15 protein-coding genes are annotated in these 16,396 nt (G+C 69.3%); 10 read left to right on the forward strand and 5 right to left on the reverse strand.

Annotated features, from left to right (window positions below; genetic code table 11):
* The first annotated feature begins 55 nt into the window (after positions 1-55).
* The 7 genes from AC07EJ_RS15890 (at position 56) to AC07EJ_RS15920 (ending at position 8,373) form a co-directional block, all read left to right on the forward strand.
* Positions 56-754 (forward strand): SCO family protein, encoded by a 699-nt coding sequence (locus tag AC07EJ_RS15890; RefSeq protein ID WP_389480965.1) that lies wholly within the window; start codon positions 56-58, stop codon positions 752-754.
* Positions 751-1,302, forward strand: a complete 552-nt coding sequence (locus AC07EJ_RS15895; protein WP_389480963.1) for a copper chaperone PCu(A)C — start codon at positions 751-753, stop codon at positions 1,300-1,302. Before AC07EJ_RS15890 ends, AC07EJ_RS15895 begins: the two co-directional genes overlap by 4 nt.
* 14 nt (positions 1,303-1,316) lie before the next feature.
* Positions 1,317-3,332, forward strand: coding sequence for a copper resistance CopC/CopD family protein (locus AC07EJ_RS15900; protein WP_389480961.1), 2,016 nt, complete (start codon positions 1,317-1,319; stop codon positions 3,330-3,332).
* 8 nt (positions 3,333-3,340) lie between these two features.
* The gene (gene efeB, locus AC07EJ_RS15905) at positions 3,341-4,594 is read left to right on the forward strand and encodes an iron uptake transporter deferrochelatase/peroxidase subunit (RefSeq protein WP_389480959.1); all 1,254 of its coding nucleotides are present in this window, start codon (positions 3,341-3,343) and stop codon (positions 4,592-4,594) included.
* Between the two features lie 10 nt (positions 4,595-4,604).
* Positions 4,605-5,540 (forward strand): prephenate dehydratase, encoded by a 936-nt coding sequence (pheA, locus tag AC07EJ_RS15910; RefSeq protein WP_389480956.1) that lies wholly within the window; start codon positions 4,605-4,607, stop codon positions 5,538-5,540.
* A gap of 734 nt (positions 5,541-6,274) precedes the next feature.
* Positions 6,275-7,552 (forward strand): serine--tRNA ligase, encoded by a 1,278-nt coding sequence (gene serS / locus AC07EJ_RS15915; RefSeq protein WP_362907819.1) that lies wholly within the window; start codon positions 6,275-6,277, stop codon positions 7,550-7,552.
* Positions 7,549-8,373, forward strand: coding sequence for an HAD family hydrolase (locus tag AC07EJ_RS15920; RefSeq protein ID WP_389480954.1), 825 nt, complete (start codon positions 7,549-7,551; stop codon positions 8,371-8,373). Before serS ends, AC07EJ_RS15920 begins: the two co-directional genes overlap by 4 nt.
* A 340-nt stretch (positions 8,374-8,713) precedes the next feature.
* Here AC07EJ_RS15920 and AC07EJ_RS15925 read toward each other — a convergent pair whose 3' ends face one another.
* The 5 genes from AC07EJ_RS15925 to AC07EJ_RS15945 form a co-directional block, all read right to left on the reverse strand.
* Complete coding sequence (locus AC07EJ_RS15925; protein WP_389480951.1) at positions 8,714-8,932, reverse strand: SGM_3592 family protein; 219 nt, start codon at positions 8,930-8,932, stop codon at positions 8,714-8,716.
* A gap of 113 nt (positions 8,933-9,045) precedes the next feature.
* Positions 9,046-9,765: an ABC transporter permease gene (locus AC07EJ_RS15930; protein ID WP_100597167.1), complete on the reverse strand. Its 720-nt coding sequence runs from the start codon at positions 9,763-9,765 to the stop codon at positions 9,046-9,048.
* A gap of 9 nt (positions 9,766-9,774) precedes the next feature.
* Positions 9,775-10,686, reverse strand: coding sequence for an ABC transporter ATP-binding protein (locus AC07EJ_RS15935; protein ID WP_356277260.1), 912 nt, complete (start codon positions 10,684-10,686; stop codon positions 9,775-9,777).
* On the reverse strand, positions 10,683-11,588 hold the full coding sequence (locus AC07EJ_RS15940) for an ABC transporter permease (RefSeq protein ID WP_478884413.1): 906 nt from the start codon (positions 11,586-11,588) through the stop codon (positions 10,683-10,685). The genes AC07EJ_RS15935 and AC07EJ_RS15940 overlap by 4 nt, the downstream gene beginning before the upstream one ends.
* The gene (locus AC07EJ_RS15945) at positions 11,578-12,543 is read right to left on the reverse strand and encodes an ABC transporter ATP-binding protein (RefSeq protein ID WP_383890252.1); all 966 of its coding nucleotides are present in this window, start codon (positions 12,541-12,543) and stop codon (positions 11,578-11,580) included. Before AC07EJ_RS15945 ends, AC07EJ_RS15940 begins: the two co-directional genes overlap by 11 nt.
* A 243-nt stretch (positions 12,544-12,786) precedes the next feature.
* On the opposite strand from AC07EJ_RS15945, the gene AC07EJ_RS15950 reads away from it, so the two are divergent.
* From AC07EJ_RS15950 to AC07EJ_RS15960, 3 genes are read left to right on the forward strand one after another with little or no spacing between them, the layout of a single operon-like run.
* Positions 12,787-13,629: a M24 family metallopeptidase gene (locus tag AC07EJ_RS15950; RefSeq protein ID WP_389480949.1), complete on the forward strand. Its 843-nt coding sequence runs from the start codon at positions 12,787-12,789 to the stop codon at positions 13,627-13,629.
* Positions 13,629-15,410 carry an SDR family oxidoreductase gene (locus AC07EJ_RS15955; protein WP_389480947.1) on the forward strand — a complete coding sequence of 594 codons (1,782 nt, stop codon included), beginning with the start codon at positions 13,629-13,631 and terminating at the stop codon, positions 15,408-15,410. Before AC07EJ_RS15950 ends, AC07EJ_RS15955 begins: the two co-directional genes overlap by 1 nt.
* On the forward strand, positions 15,407-16,342 hold the full coding sequence (locus tag AC07EJ_RS15960; protein ID WP_389480945.1) for a metal-dependent hydrolase: 936 nt from the start codon (positions 15,407-15,409) through the stop codon (positions 16,340-16,342). The genes AC07EJ_RS15955 and AC07EJ_RS15960 overlap by 4 nt, the downstream gene beginning before the upstream one ends.
* The last annotated feature ends 54 nt before the right edge of the window (positions 16,343-16,396 follow it).

Here is a 16,396-nt window from a genome sequence, read left to right on the forward strand (position 1 = left end):
GCCGCCGGCCGACCCCGGTGCACACCGGCCTGCCTCACATCTGGGACATTTTTCTATGCGCTCTCCCCGTAAGACCCCGCACACAGCTCCTCGCCGGACCCTCCGCAAGAAGACGCTGCTCGCCGCCGGGCTCATCGCCGCGGCGTCGCTCACCCTCTCCGCCTGCGGCAGTGGCGACGACAGCAACAAGCCCGTGGCCGAGGTCTCCGCCGAGACCGGCTCGAACAAGGCCGCGACCGTCCTCGACTCGCCCTTCAAGAAGCCGGACCTCGTCCTCACGGACACCCACGGCAAGAAGTTCGACCTGCGTGAGCAGACCAAGGGCAAGCCCACGCTGATCTACTTCGGCTACACCCACTGCCCCGACGTGTGCCCCCTGACGATGAGCAACATCGCCGTCGCCAAGAAGGCGCTGCCCAAGGCCGAGCAGGACAAGCTCCAGGTCGTCTTCGTCACCACCGACCCGGACCGCGACACCGCGCCCGTCCTCGGCAAGTGGCTCAAGGCTCAGGACCCCGACTTCATCGGCCTGACCGGCGACTTCGCCACCATCCAGGGCAGCGCCCGCACCCTCGGCATCTCCATCGAGCCGACGCAGAAGGACAAGAACGGCAAGCTCGTCTCGATGCACGGCACCCAGGTCATCGCCTTCTCGCCGAAGACCGACGCCGGGTACGTCCTGTACGGCGAGGATGCCACCGTCGACGACTACACCAAGGACCTCCCCAAGATCATCAAGGGGGAGCAGCCGTGAGGCGTACCCCGCTCGCCCTCGGCGCGACGGCGCTGGCGGCCGGCCTCGCCCTCACGGCCTGCGGCTCGGGCGACTCGTCGGCCCCGTCTTCCTCCGGCAAGCCCGTGGTCAAGGTCGGCGGCGCGTTCATACCGGCGCCCGCGGGCGGCGACATGGCAGCCGGTTTCTTCATCGTGCACAACAGCGGCGGCGCCGACACGCTCACTTCGGTGACCAGCTCCATCGCCCAGCAGGTCACCCTCCACTCCACCAAGGGCGGGGTGATGAAGGAGCAGAAGTCCTTCCCCGTCCCGGCCGACGGCGAGCTCGACTTCGAACGCGGTGGCAACCACCTCATGTTCGAAAACCTGAAGCAGACGCCGAAGGAGGGCGACAAGGTGTCCGTGGAGCTGCACTTCGCCAAGTCCGGCACCGTCACGGTGACTTTCCCGGTGAAGGCCGCCACCTACAACCCGACGGCGAAGTCGGCGAAGTCAACCAAGTCAGCGATGTCGGCGCACTCGTCGATGTCGTCGATGTCGTCGCACACGCCGCACACTTCGCACTGAGGGGCTGACCGTTCGTGAAGACCATCGCTCCCCGCTTCCGGCACCTTTTGCTGCTGCTCCTCGCCGTCACCGGCGCCCTCCTCGCCGGCGCCGCGCCCGTCTCCGCGCACGCCGCGCTGACCGGGAGCGACCCGAAGCAGGGCGCGGTGGTCGAGCAGGCCCCCACGCGGGTGTCCCTGACCTTCTCCGAGGAGGTCGCCATGTCCGCCGGCTCCGTACGGGTCCTCGACCCGGCCGGAAAGCGCGTCGACACCGGCAAGACGACCGACCTCGGCGGCACGACCTACGGCGTCCCCCTCCACTCCGGGCTGCCCGACGGCACGTTCACCGTCGCCTACCAGGTCGTCTCGGCCGACAGCCATCCCGTCTCCGGGGCGTTCACCTTCTCCATCGGCGCCCCCTCCAAGACCACCGCGGTGCTGCCCGACCAGACCGCGGGCGGCGGCGTCGTCGGCGGGCTCTACGGCGTAGCGCGGTACCTCTCCTACGGGGGGTTCATCCTCACCGTCGGCGGCGCGGCCTTCGTCCTCGCCTGCTGGCCGCGCGGAGCGGGCGTACGCCCCGTGCAGCGCGTCGTGGTGGGCGGCTGGATCACCCTCACCGGCGCGACCCTCGCCATGCTCCTGATGCGCGGCTCCTACACGGGGTCCGGCGCGGTCGGAGACATCTTCGACCTGACCCTGCTCGGGCAGGTCCTGCAGACCAAGTCGGGCGCGGCCCTGGTGTCACGGCTCCTGCTGCTGGCCGCCGCCGCGCTCTTCATCGCCGTGCTCTTCGGCGCGTACGAGAAGCGGACCGATCCTAAGGAGAAGAAGGACCTCACCTTCGGGCTCGCGATCGGCGGCGCGGTCGTCGCCGCTGGTCTCGCCGCCACCTGGGCGATGGCCGAGCACGCCTCCACCGGCATCCAGGCCGGACTCGCCATGCCTGTCGACGTCCTGCACCTGCTCGCGGTGGCGGCCTGGCTCGGTGGACTCACCACTTTGCTCGTCGCCCTGTACCCCGCGCCGTCGATCGAAGCCACCGCCGTCCGGCGGTTCTCCCGGGTGGCGTTCTGCTCGGTCTGCACGCTGGCCGCGACCGGGCTCTACCAGTCGTGGCGCCAGGTCGGCTCCTGGTCGGCACTCACCGGCACGCGGTACGGACAACTGCTACTGCTGAAGATCGGGCTCGTCGCCGTCCTGGTCGGCGTCGCCTGGATCTCGCGGAAGTGGACGGGACGCCTGTCGGAGGATCTCGCCCCGGAGGCCGCCGGAACCACCGTGATCGAGGAGCGCACGCGGGCGGAGGAGTCGGTGACGGTACCTGCCGGCGGCGCCACGAAGGGGTCGTCGTCAGGCGACGGGAGCAGCCGCGACGCGGGCTCCGGTGCCGACGGGGATGCCGGTGCCGGTGGCGATACAGGTTCCGGTGCCGGTGGCGATACGGGTTCCGGCTCTGGCGGCGACTCCGGTGCCGACGGCAAACGGTCCGCCCAACTCGCCCGCCAGCGTGCCGCGCTCGCCACCGCCCGTGAGAAGCGGATAAGGGACGCCGACCCGGGCCGCTCCGGACTGCGTCGCTCCGTACTCACCGAGGCCGGTGTCGCCGTTGTCCTGCTCGTCGTCACCACCGTGCTCACCTCCACCGAGCCGGGCCGCACCGAGGAGGAGGCCAAGGCCGTCTCTGCGGCGGCCTCCCAGCGGTCCGGGCCGCTCTCCCTGAAGCTGCCGTTCGACACCGGCGGCCAGGACGGCAAGGGCACGATCCTCCTGGACCTGGATCCCGGACGCACCGGCGGCAACGACATGCACGTCTATGTGGAACGCCCCAACGGCAAGGCGTTCGACGTCCCCGAGGTGAAGGTCTCCTTCACTCTCACCGCGAAGAAGCTCGGCCCCCTGCCGGTCGTTCCCGACCACATCGCCACCGGACACTGGAGCGCGAGCGGCGTACAGATCCCCGTGGCGGGCGACTGGAAGATCGCAGTCACCGTGCGCACGTCCGACATCGACCAAGTGACCGTCAACAAGAACGCGAAGATCGGCTGACCTCCACCATGGCTGACTCCGAGAACCGGACCGACTCCGGCATCTCCCGACGGCGGCTGCTCGGTACCGCGGGCGCGACGGGCCTCGCCCTGGGCGCCGTGGGTGGCGCCGCGGGGTACGCGACCGCGTCGTCGAACCCTTCCGACGCCGCAGCGTCGTTGACCTCCCTCGGCGCCGACCGGGTGATGTTTCACGGGAAACATCAGCCCGGCATCACGACCCCGATGCAGTCCCGCGGGCACCTGATCGCCTTCGATCTCGCACCGGACGCCGGGCGCAAGGAAGCGGCGGCCCTGATGCGCCGCTGGTCGGCCACCGCCCAGCGACTGATGGCCGGCGAGACGACCGGCGGCTTCGACACCGACGTCGCCCGCGACGCCGGCCCCTCCTCACTCACGCTCACCTTCGGCTTCGGCCACAGCTTCTTCTCCCGTACGGGGCTGGAGAAGCAGCGCCCGGCGGCCCTCGACCCGCTGCCCGACTTCTTCTCCGACCACCTCGACAAGGCGCGCAGCAACGGTGACCTGTGGGTGCAGATCGGCGCGAACGACGCGCTGGTCGCGTTCCACGCCCTGCGCGCGGTCCAGCGGGACGCGGGGGTGGCGGCCCGGGTGCGCTGGCAGATGAACGGCTTCAACCGCTCGCCCGGCGCCACGTCCCACCCCATGACCGCCCGCAATCTCATGGGCCAGATCGACGGGACGAACAACCCGAAGCCGGCCGACGACGACTTCGACAAGCGGATCTTCGTGCCCGCTTCGGGCGAGCCCGCCTGGATGGCCGGCGGCTCGTACGCGGTCGTACGACGCATCCGCATGCTGCTCGACGACTGGGAGAAGCTGTCAGGGAAGGCACAGGAGGACGTCATCGGACGCAAGAAGTCCGGCGGCGCGCCCCTGACCGGCGGCACGGAGACCACGGAGCCGGACCTGGAGAAGACCGGCGCCGACGGCAAGCTCGTCATCCCCATCAACGCCCACGCGCGCATCACCCGGCCCGACCAGAACGGCGGCGCCGCGATGGTCCGCCGCCCGTTCTCGTACCACGACGGCATCGGCCACGACGGGGCCCCGGACGCCGGACTGCTCTTCATCTGCTGGCAGGCGGATCCCTTGCGGGGCTTCGTCCCGGTGCAGCGCAAGCTCGACCGGGGAGACGCTCTGTCCGACTTCATCCGCCACGAGTCGAGCGGGCTGTTCGCGGTGCCCGGCGGGGTGGAGCAGGGCGAGTACGTGGGGCAGGCGTTGCTGGAGGCCCATTAGGGTGACCAATATGTCAGCCAGCTACGCGTATCTCGGCCCCCAGGGCACCTTCACCGAGGTTGCTCTGCGCACGCTCCCGGAGTCCGCCACCCGGGAACTCGTTCCGATGGTGTCCGTGCCCGCCGCACTCGACGCCGTACGCAACGGCGAGGCCGAGGCGGCGTTCGTGCCGATCGAGAACTCCGTCGAGGGCGGCATCACGACCACGCTCGACGAGCTGGTGGCCGGCGAGCCGCTGATGATCTACCGCGAGGTGCTGCTCTCCATCACCTTCGCGCTGCTGGTCAGGCCCGGTACGCAGGTATCGGACATCAAGACGGTGACAGCCCACCCGGCGGCTCAGCCCCAGGTCCGTAACTGGATGGAGGCGAATCTCGCCGAGGACGTGACGTGGGAGTCCGCGGCGTCGAACGCGGACGGTGCGCGCCTGGTCCAGGAGGGCCGCTACGACGCGGCGTTCGCAGGCGAGTTCGCGGCTGAGCGCTACGGCCTGGTGCCGCTGGTCACCGAGATCCATGACGCGGAGAACGCGCAGACGCGGTTCGTCCTCGTCGGCAAGCCGGCCCGCCCCGTGGCGCCGACCGGAGCGGACAAGACGTCGGTTGTCATCTGGCAGCGCGACGACCACCCGGGTGCGCTGCTCGAACTGCTCCAGGAGTTCGCGGTGCGCGGGGTCAACCTGATGCTGCTGCAGTCCCGGCCGACCGGTGAGGGCATCGGGAACTACTGCTTCGCCATCGACGCGGAGGGTCACATCTCGGACCGCCGTATGGGCGAGGCGCTGATGGGGCTCAAGCGGGTCTGCCCGCAGGTGCGCTTCCTGGGCTCGTATCCGCGGGCCGGGGTCACCGTGGCGGACGTCCGCACCCCGCGCACGGGGACGTCCGACGGCGACTTCATGGCGGCGTGGGACTGGCTCGCGCACTGCCAGGACGGCCGTTTCTGACGCCTTCGGGGCATAAGGGTTGAGGCGCCTGCGGACATACGGGCCGAGGCGCCTGCGGACATACGGGTCCGTACGTCTTCGGGCCACTGGTTCTGATGGGTTTCCGGCGTCTTCGGGCGCCGGATTTCGACGTTCCGATAACCGGTCTTACCTGCAGATTTTCGCCATCCACAGAAGTTATCCACAGGCGTGCTTCTCGACCTGGGGACAAGTCGACACCATCTCGCTACATGGTCGACAAATCGCCCTACAGCCCACAACTCCGTCCACAGGTGCGCACGTCACCCCTCGTCCACTCTTTTCCTTTGATCAACTCTATAGAGCGAACCATTTCCACTCGAAAGTGCGTGTGAGATGCGTTTGGATCGGGAATCCTCCGCCGCGCATGCGGCTTTCGGAACGATCTCTTCCGGCATCCACAGATCTTTCGCACAGCCTGTGGATAACTTTTCGGAGAGCCACATTCCTGTGGACAACCCCGCCCTCAAGTCCCGCCCCACACAAGGGGATTTGGTCAAGCGGCCATGTCGCGTCTGCCCCTTTTCGGGGAATGAGGCCTTTTTTATTGACTGGCGTCCACGGCGCCCGACCGGTCCCGAGAAGATCCATTTCGGCCAGTCGCTACGCCACTCGGTGCCGACCATTACCGAATTCATATTCCGGCAAATCGGGCAAAAGGTAACGGACGGGATATCGGTTCGTGCGGTGGAACCGCGCACCGGTAGCCTTGAGGGGTGATTGACCTTCGCCTGCTCCGTGAGGACCCCGACCGTGTTCGCGCCTCCCAGCGCGCCCGTGGAGAGGACGTCGCCCTCGTCGACGCCCTGCTCTCCGCCGACGAGCGGCGCAGGTCGTCCGGGCTCCGCTTCGACGAGCTCCGTTCCGAGCAGAAGTCGCTCGGCAAGCTGATCCCCAAGGCCCCCGCCGACGAGAAGCAGGAGCTCCTGAAGAAGGCCGGCGAGCTCTCCGCCGCCGTCAAGAGCGCCGAGGCCGAGCAGCGCGAGGCCGACGAGGAGACCCAGCGCCTCGCCCTCCTGCTGGGCAACATCGTGCACACGGACGTCCCGGTCGGCGGCGAGGAGGACTTCGTCGTCCTCGAGACGCACGGCACGATCCGTGACTTCGGCGCCGAGGGCTTCGAGCCCAAGGACCACCTGGAGCTCGGCGAGGCGCTCGGCGCCATCGACGTCGAGCGCGGCGCCAAGGTGTCGGGCTCGCGCTTCTACTACCTGACGGGCGTCGGCGCGCTCCTCGAACTCGCCCTCGTGAACGCGGCGATCGCGCAGGCCACCGAGGCCGGCTTCATCCCGATGCTGACGCCGGCGCTGGTGCGCCCGCGCGCCATGGAGGGCACAGGCTTCCTCGGCCAGGCCGCGGAGAACGTGTACCACCTGGAGAAGGACGACTACTACCTGGTCGGCACCTCCGAGGTCGCGCTCGCCGGGTACCACATGGACGAGATCCTCGACGCGGACAAGCTGCCGCTGCGCTACGCCGGCTTCTCCCCGTGCTTCCGCCGCGAGGCCGGTACGTACGGCAAGGACACCCGGGGCATCTTCCGCGTGCACCAGTTCGACAAGGTCGAGATGTTCTCGTACGTCGCTCCCGAGGACGCAGAGGCCGAGCACAAGCGGCTGCTGGAGTGGGAGAAGCAGTGGCTGACCGGCCTCGAACTGCCCTTCCAGGTCATCGACGTGGCGACCGGCGACCTCGGGTCCTCGGCCTCGCGCAAGTTCGACTGCGAGGCGTGGATCCCCACGCAGGGCAAGTACCGCGAGCTGACCTCGGCGTCGAACTGTGACGGCTTCCAGGCCCGCCGCCTGTCCATCCGGATGCGCGACGGCAAGAAGGTCCAGCCGCTGTCGACGCTGAACGGCACGCTGTGCGCGGTGCCGCGCACCATTGTGGCCATCCTGGAGAATCACCAGCAGGCAGACGGCTCCGTGAGGGTGCCCGAGGTGCTGCGTCCTTACTTGGGGGGCCGAAAGATCCTGGAGCCGATCAACAAGTGAGCCACCCTGCTCCGCTCGACCACCCGTTCCCGTACAAACTCGTCGCGACCGACCTCGACGGGACGCTTCTGCGGCCCGACGACACGGTCTCCGAGCGGACTCGTGAGGCGCTCACCGCGGTCACCGCGGCGGGCGCCGCCCACATCATCGTGACCGGACGGGCCGTGCCCTGGACCCGGCACATCCTCGACGACCTCGGCTACGAGGGCCTCGCGGTGTGCGGGCAGGGCGCGCAGGTCTATCACGCCGGCGAGCACCGGCTGCTGACGTCGGTGACGCTCGACCGGCAGCTGGCCGGTCTCGCGCTCTCCAAGATCGAGGCGGAGACCGGGCCGCTGGCCCTGGCCGCGAGCCGTGACGGCCTCGAGGGCGCGGTCATAGTGGGGCCGGGGTACCAGGTGCAGGAAGGCCCGCTGCCGGTCATCCCGTTCACGGATGTCACCGAGCTGTGGGCGGCGCCGCTGAACAAGATGTACATACAGCACCCTGGCATGACCGACGACGAGCTGGCCGCCGCGGCGCTGGCCGTGGCCGGTGATCTGGTGGGCGTCACGATGGCGGGCGAGGGCATCGTCGAGCTGCTGCCGCTCGGTCTGTCCAAGGCGACCGGTCTCTCGCTCGCCGCGCGCCGGCTGGGCGCGAAGGCGGCCGACACGATCGCTTTCGGCGACATGCCCAACGACATCCCGATGTTCGGCTGGGCGGCACATGGGGTGGCCATGGCCAACGCCCATGCGGAACTCAAGGCCGTCGCGGACGAGGTCACGACGTCGAACGCGGACGACGGCATCGCGGTGGTCCTGGAACGCCTGCTGGGCTGACGGCCGCGCCGTCGGCGCGGCCGTCAGCGCGTGCCGTTCCCCGAAGGGGTACGGCACTGAAAGCCTGGGTGGGCGGCCCGCGCACCTGGAAGGTGCGCGCTCGAAGCGGCCGCCCCGGGCAGCCTCCCCGTGAGCCGGCTCAAACGGAGTGAGTAACTACTCCGGAGCCGGCTGTGGGCTGCCCTGCCGGGAGCTCGACGGAATCTTGACCGACATCGTCTCGCTCCTCTCCCAGTAGGCGGGCGCCGTGCGCGGCGCGGTTACAGAACTACTGTGCCGCCACTGGGAGTTGGGCGCCACCGAATAAAACAGGGCCCGGCATGATCCAAACGAGAAGGCCCTAGCTCCTGCGCCACTTGCGGCGTCGGGCGCGGCTGAAGAACCAGCCCGCGGGCGGCTCGTCGGAGCGCCACGGCTGGGGTTCCGGGGACTCGTTGCGCCAGCGGGCGGCGAGCATGCGGGCCCGCGCGGACGGCTCCGTGGTCTCGGCCGACCGTATGAAGTCCTCGTCGAGGCGCACGTCCTCCCACGTCTCGTCGCGCTCGTGCTCCGCCGCCATCTCCGCTCCTCCTGGAACAGGTCACCTTCCTGGAGAACGGTCGGTCTCCTGGATTGCAGGTCACCCTCCCGACCAGTGTCCTGACGGGAGGGTGAAGCCGCTGTCGAGATCCGTCACTCCTCGCCGGCGAGCTTCAGCGTGCGCAGCTTCTGGCCCGCGTACCAGGTGGCGAGAACGGTGACTCCGGCCAGCAGGACGGTGGCGAGGGGAAGGCCGACGTCCGAGGTGATGAGGTCGCCGCCCGCCACCTTGTGGGCCACGGCGAGGGACCACTGCTGCACGCTGAGGGTGCGCGCACCGGCCACGAGCGACCCGAAGAGCGCTTCCCAGACCAGGGCGTAGACGAGGCCGAAGACCACCGCGTGGCGCGTGATCGTGCCGAGGAGCAGGAAGAGCGCTGCGTACGCGATGGAGGCGACGAGGGCCGCGATCGTGTAGGCGACGGCGATCTGCTGCCCGTTCCCGTTCAGGATCAGGCCCGCGATCAGCGTGGGGACCGCGGAGAACACCATGGTCACGGCGATGGCGACGATCAGCTTGGTGAAGATGATCGTCGGGCGCTTGATCGGCTTCGCGAGGAGGTAGACGACGGAGCCGTCGTCGATCTCGGGGCCGATCGCGCCCGTGCCCGCGATGACGCCGATGATCGGGACCATCGTGGCGAGCGCGAACCCGCCCAGGACGTCGGCGGCGATCTGGTCGTCCGCTCCGGTGAGGCCGCGCACGAGCGCGGAGATGGCGATGAGCAGGACGGGCAGGGCACACAGGATGAGGGCCCGGCGGCGGCCGAGCAGGGCTCGGTAAGTGAGCCGGGCGACAGTGGGGTCGTACATCAGGGCCTCCTACGCCGCGACCAGGTACGAGAACACGGACTCGAGGGACTCGTCGGACGGCGAGACCGTGAGCAGTCTGATGCCGTGGGCCTTGGCGACCTGGGGCAGCAGGGTGGTGAACCGGCCGAAGTCGACGGCCTGGACGCGCAACGCGCCCTCCTTGAGGTCGACTTCGATGCCCGCGGTGGACGGGTCCGCGATCAGCGCGGCCGCGAGGGCGCGGTCGTCGCTGGAGCGGATGAGATAGCGGTGCGGGCGGTCGGTCATCAGGCGGCGGATCTTGCGGAAGTCACCGCCGGCCGCATGGCGCCCGGCGACGATCACCTCGATGTGGGAGGCGAGCTGCTCGACCTCCTCGAGGATGTGGGACGAGAAGAGGACTGTGCGGCCCTCGGCGCCCATGCGGCGCAGGAGGTCCATGAGCTGCATGCGCTGGCGCGGGTCCATGCCGTTGAACGGCTCGTCGAGCAGCAGCACGGACGGCTCGTGGACAAGGGCGGACGCCATCTTGACGCGCTGCCGCATGCCCTTGGAGTACGTCGAGATCTTGCGGTCCTGCGCGTACTCCATCTCGACCGTGGCGAGCGCCTTCTGCGCCTCGTGCGTGCCGAGACCCTGCAACTCGGCGTTGGCGACGACGAATTCACGCCCAGTGAGGAAGTCGTACATCGCCTCGCGCTCGGGGACGATGCCGATGTGGCGGTAAATCTGTTCGTTGCGCCAGATCGGCTCCCCGTCGAGGGTGACCGTTCCGTTCGACGGGGCGAGGAAGCCGCCCATCATGTTGATGAGGGTGGACTTCCCCGCGCCGTTCGGGCCGAGGAGACCGGTGACGCCGGGGGCGATCGTCATCGTGATGTCGTTGACCGCCACCACGTTGCCGAACCAGCGCGATACGTGGTCGATGTTGATCGTGGTCACAGTCCGACCTTCCGGTAGCGACGCATCAGGAGGCCGTAGCAGCCCGCGATGAGTCCGAGCACGACGAGCAGATAGACGATGCCCTGGCCGGTCGAGGGGCCGTGTCCGCCGGGGAAGGCGGAGGTGGCGCCGAGGAAGGCGGTCTGTACGCCGTCGATGAGGGTGACCGGCGAGAAGAGGCCGAGCCAGGTGATCGCGCCGCTGTTGTCCTGCGACTCGGCGATGGCCTGGACGGTGGAGACCGCTCCGTAGGAGATGGTCATGACGGCGATGACGGCCGCGATGCCGAAGCCGCGGCGGGGCGTGACCGCCGAGACTACGAGGCCGATGCCGGCGAAGAGCAGTGAGAGCAGGGCCACGGAGACCAGTCCCTGGGCGAATCCCTTGGTCTGTTCGGCGAAGTCGAGCTTGGCGAGCAGCGCGCCTACGTAGAGCACGATCAGCGGGGCCGCCGTGAGGGCGAAGAGGGCGGATGTCATGGCCGCGTACTTCGCCAGGACGTAGTCACCGCGCTCGATGGGGCGGGAGAAGTACAGGGGGACCGTCTTGAAGCGCAGGTCGCGCGAGACGGACTGGGGCGCCTGGGAGGCGAGATAGAGCGCGATGACGGCCTGCAGGAGGATCGCGTAGCGCGTGTAGTCGACCGGCAGGTCTCTCAGCTTGGTGGTGACGGCCACCGCGACCATGATCAGCGCGGGGACGCACATCACTACGAAGAGCAGCATCGGCAGCACTTTGGACTTGGCCGAGCGGCCCAGGCCGTAGGCGCCGCGCAGGCTCTGGGAGAAGAGCGAACGCCGGGCGTAGGCGCGGCCGAGGCGCGGGCCGTCGTAGTGGCGATAGCCGATGTTGTGGATGCGGGTCTGCTCACCGGCGGGGGTGAGGGACTGCTCAACCGCCATGGGTGACCGCCTCCTTCCGCTCGTTGTCCGTCTCTGAGCGGAAGACCTCCGCGATGTGGTGCCTGCGCTGTTCCATCCGGATCAGCCCGAGGCCGAGCTCGGCGACGGTGTCGCGCACGAGGTCGTAGGTGTCGTCGCTCTGGGTGGTGATCAGCACCGTGTGTCCGGCGCCGGGCAGCTCGCCGCCGGTCGCGGTCTCGATGCCGCGCCGGGCGAAGGCCTCGCGCAACGCGCGGGTGCCGTCCGGGTGTTCGTCGGAGTCGGTGACCTCGATCGCCAGGGTCGTCGTGGTCTGGGTGAAGTCCGTGGTGGAACTGGAGCGCAGAAGCTTTCCGCCGTCGACCACGACGACGTGGTCACAAGTGCGCTCCAGCTCGCCCAGGAGGTGCGAGGTGACGAGGACCGAGATGCCGAAGTCGGCGTGGACGCGGCGGATCAGGTCGAGCATGTCGTCGCGGCCGACGGGGTCGAGACCGTTCGTCGGTTCGTCGAGGAAGACGAGCTGCGGGTCGTGGACAAGAGCCTGCGCGAGCTTCACGCGCTGCTTCATGCCCGTGGAGTAGCCGCCGATGGGGCGGTAGCGCTCTTCGTAAAGGCCGACGTGACGCAGGGTGTCGGCGGTGCGCTCGCGGGCCGCGGTGGGCGGCAGACCCGACATGCGCGCCATGTGGACGACAAACTCGGTGGCGGAGACGTCGGGCGGCAGGCAGTCGTGTTCCGGCATGTAGCCGACGCGTTCGCGGATGGCGGCGCCTTCGGTGGCCACGTCGAGGCCGAGCACGGCGGCGCGGCCCTCCGTGGCGGGGGACAGACCCAGAAGGATCTTGATCAGTGTGGACTTGCCGGCTCCATTGGCTCCGACGAGTCCCGTCACACCGGGCCCGATGTCCATGGAGAGCCGGTCAAGCGCGGTCACCCGGGGGAACCGCTTGCTCAGGCTTTCGGTCGCGATCACAGTCACACCTCGAAGGTAGTGGCGCAGACCACACGGGTCGTCAGACCAGGGGGTTGTCCCTGTCTCAGACTCGAGTACTACGGGTCCCTAGGGGTTCCTCCCTGAGTCGCCCTCCGTGAGCTCCCGGAGTTTTCCACAGGCTCCCGTGCACACCCCTTGACGCAGCCTCCAACCATTGTCACATTCATCAGTGTCAAGTTACGAGCGCGTACGGCAACGAACCGGACACGGACGGACGGTGGCATGACCCCAGCAGTGGTACGGGAACTCTCCGCGGAGCTGCGGGGGTTCAGAGAAGTCCAGTCCCTCGCGTACGAGTGCGCGGAGGCGGTCGCGGCGCAGCTCAAACCGGGCGTGACGGAGCGCGAGGCCGCCCGGATGCAGCGGGAGTGGCTGCGGGAGCGCGGGGTGCGCGACTGGTTCCATCTGCCCTTCGCCTGGTTCGGCGACCGCACGGCATTCGCCGACTTCCGGATACCGCTCCAGTTCTTCCCGACGAACCGGAAGCTGGAGGCGGGGATGCCGTTCATCCTCGACATGGCCCCGGTCTACAAGGGCTTTACGGCTGACATCGGCTACTCGGGCTCGCTCGGCCTCAATCCCGTGCAGGACAAGCTGCTCGCCGACCTCGAGGCGCACCGCGAGCTGATCGTCCGCGAGGTGCGCGAGCGCCGTTCCCTGCGGGAGATCTACGAGGATGTGGACCGGCTCATGGTCCGCCAGGGCTATGCGAACCGCCATCGCGCGTACCCGTTCGGGGTGATCGCGCACAAGGTGGACCGGGTCAAGGAGCGCCGGATCTCCCCGACGCTGTTCGGCTTCGGCACGCAGTCCCTGAAAGGGCTCGCGAGCGACGCGATCCATGGACACCGGGACGGCTGGTCCCCGCTGTGGTCGCCGTACAAGTTCTCCGACCATCCGCCGCAGCCGGGCCTCTGGGCAGTGGAGCCGCACCTCGGCTTCCGGGGTACGGGCGCGAAGTTCGAGGAGATCCTCGTCGTCACCGACTCCAAGGACCCCGAACAGAGCGCGTTCTGGCTGGACGAAGATCTGCCGCACGTGCGGCGCTGGGCGGAGGGCATCTGATGGCGGGACTCAAGGGACTGGCCGGCGCGCGGGAGCGCTGGGTCAGCACGGGCGGTATCGAGCTGTGCGTGGCCGAGCTGGGCGACCCGACCCGGCCCACGGTGCTGCTCGTGCACGGGTACCCGGACTCCAAGGAGGTGTGGTCGGAGGTCGCCGAGCGGCTCGCGGACCGCTTCCATGTGGTCCTGTACGACGTGCGGGGCCACGGCAGGTCGACGGCGCCGACGCCGCTGCGCGGCGGGTTCACGCTGGAGAAGCTGACGGACGACTTCCTCGCGGTGGCCGACGCGGTCAGCCCGGACAGGCCGGTCCATCTGGTCGGCCACGACTGGGGTTCGGTGCAGTCCTGGGAGTTCGCCACGGTCAAGCGCACCGAGGGCAGGATCGCGTCCTTCACGTCGATGTCGGGCCCGTCGCTCGACCACTTCGGGCACTGGATCAAGAAGCGCATGTCGCGGCCGACGCCCCGCAGGGTGGGCCAGCTGCTCGGCCAGGGCGCCAAGTCCTGGTACGTGTACATGCTGCACACCCCCGTGCTGCCCGAGCTCGCGTGGCGCGGGCCGCTCGGCAAGCGCTGGCCGAAGATCCTCGAACGCATGGAGAAGGTGCCGGCGGGCGACTATCCGACACCGTCCCTGCCCTCGGACGCGGCCCACGGCGCCTGGCTCTACCGGGACAACGTACGGGCGCGGCTGAGCCGGCCCCGCGAGGACGCGTACGCGCACGCGCCGGTGCAGCTCGTCCTGCCCCTCGGCGACATCTTCCTGTCCGAGCGTCTCTACGACGAACTGGAGCTGTGGGCACCGGGGCTGGTCCGCCGCACCCTGCCGGCCAAGCACTGGGTGCCGCGCACCCGTCCGGACCAACTGTCCGCGTGGATCAGCGAGTTCGTCCTGGCGCACGAGGAGCGGGAAGCGGGCGTGCCCGCACAGCGTACGAAGGCGACGGGCAAGCACGCCGAGCGCTTCGGCGGCCAGCTCGTGCTGGTGACGGGTGCGGGAAGCGGGATCGGGCGGGCCACCGCCTTCGCGTTCGCCGAGGCCGGCGCGCGCGTGGTGGCCGTCGACCGGGACACGGAGAGCGCCGCCCGCACCGCCGAGATGGCCCAGCTCATAGGCGCCCCCCAGGCGTGGGCCGAGACCGTCGACGTCACCGACGAGCAGGCCATGGAGAAGCTCGCCGAGAAGGTCGCCGCCGAGTACGGCATCGTCGACGTCCTGGTGAACAACGCGGGCATAGGCCTGTCCGGGTCGTTCTTCGACACCACGCCGGAGGACTGGAAGAAGGTCCTCGACGTCAATCTGTGGGGTGTCATTCACGGTTGCCGCCTCTTCGGCAAGCAGATGGCCGAGCGCGGACAGGGCGGCCACATCGTGAACACGGCGTCCGCGGCCGCGTACCAGCCCTCCAAGGCGCTGCCCGCCTACAGCACGTCCAAGGCGGCCGTCCTCATGCTCAGCGAGTGCCTGCGCGCCGAGCTGGCGGGCCAGGGGATCGGCGTCTCCGCGATCTGCCCCGGCCTGGTGAACACGAACATCACGGCGACGGCCCGCTTCGCCGGGGTCGACGCCGAGGAGGAGAAGCGCCGCCAGAAGAAGTCCTCGCGCCTGTACGGCCTGCGTAACTACCCGCCGGAGAAGGTCGCCGACGCGATCCTGTCCGCCGTCGTACGCAATCAGGCAGTCGTCCCCGTCACACCGGAGGCCCGCGGCGCCCACCTCATGTCCCGCTTCATGCCCAAGGCCCTGCGCGCCGTCGCACGATTGGAGCCGCCGTTGTGAGTACCGAGGAGCACACCGGGCCCACCGAAGCCACCGGGCACTACGCGATCACCCCGCGCCGCGTCTCCTTCGACTGGGAGAAGACACCGCTGCACTGGATCCCGGACGAGCCCGCGGCGACGCACGTCATCAATGTGCTGCACCTGCTGCTCCCAGCGGGGGAGCGGTGGTTCGTGAAGGTCTTCAAAGAAGGCCTGCCGCTCGTCGACGAACCCGAACTCCTGGGGGACGTCAAGGGATTCATGGGCCAGGAGGCCACGCACAGCGTGCAGCACGCGTACGTGCTCGACCATCTGGCGGCACAGCGGCTCGACACCGGGGACTTCACGAAGCACGTCGACTTCCTCTTCGAGAAGCTCCTCGGCGAGCGGCCGCCGCTGGGCGCCCCGGTCTCCACCCAGGAGTGGCTGCGCTTCCGGCTCTCCGTCGTCGCGGCGATCGAGCAGTTCACCGCGGTCCTGGGCAACTGGGTGCTGCACGCCGAAGGGCTCGACGCGGCGAGCGCGGACGAGGTCATGCTCGACCTGCTGCGCTGGCACGGCGCGGAGGAGGTCGAGCACCGTGCGGTCGCCTTCGACATGTACCAGCACTGCGGCGGCGAGGGCCTGCCCCGCTATGCCCGGCGGCTCGCGGGCATGGCCGTCACCGCTCCCGTGATGCTGTACCTGTGGGCCTGGGGCGCCGCCTATCTCATCCGGCACGACCCGCAGCTCGCCGGCCGCCTGCGCTACTCGCTCGCCGAACACAACAGGGCGGTGCGCAAGGGACTGCTGCCCAGCTGGCGGGAGCTGGGTGCGGCGATACCCCGCTATCTGCGGCGGTCGTACCATCCCTCGCAGGAGGGGTCGCTGCGCAAGGCCGTCGAGTACCTGGCCCGGTCGCCCGCGGCCAGGACGGCGGCGGGCGCGATCGGCCGGACCGCTCTGTCCTAGGGTCTTTCGTTTCGTCCGGCCGTACGCGGCCGGCGTCCGGATCCGGGGCGGCGC

The organism is Streptomyces sp. NPDC045026, from assembly GCF_056432625.1.

What these genes read in the sequence shown, in the direction of transcription:
- AC07EJ_RS15890 (WP_389480965.1), top strand. Translation starts at nt 56, where the DNA reads ATGCGCTCTCCCCGTAAGACCCCGCACACAGCTCCTCGCCGGACCCTC.
- efeB (WP_389480959.1), top strand. Translation starts at nt 3,341, where the DNA reads ATGGCTGACTCCGAGAACCGGACCGACTCCGGCATCTCCCGACGGCGG.
- pheA (WP_389480956.1), top strand. Translation starts at nt 4,605, where the DNA reads ATGTCAGCCAGCTACGCGTATCTCGGCCCCCAGGGCACCTTCACCGAG.
- AC07EJ_RS15925 (WP_389480951.1), bottom strand. Translation starts at nt 8,932, where the DNA reads ATGGCGGCGGAGCACGAGCGCGACGAGACGTGGGAGGACGTGCGCCTC.
- AC07EJ_RS15930 (WP_100597167.1), bottom strand. Translation starts at nt 9,765, where the DNA reads ATGTACGACCCCACTGTCGCCCGGCTCACTTACCGAGCCCTGCTCGGC.
- AC07EJ_RS15940 (WP_478884413.1), bottom strand. Translation starts at nt 11,588, where the DNA reads ATGGCGGTTGAGCAGTCCCTCACCCCCGCCGGTGAGCAGACCCGCATC.
- AC07EJ_RS15950 (WP_389480949.1), top strand. Translation starts at nt 12,787, where the DNA reads ATGACCCCAGCAGTGGTACGGGAACTCTCCGCGGAGCTGCGGGGGTTC.
- AC07EJ_RS15955 (WP_389480947.1), top strand. Translation starts at nt 13,629, where the DNA reads ATGGCGGGACTCAAGGGACTGGCCGGCGCGCGGGAGCGCTGGGTCAGC.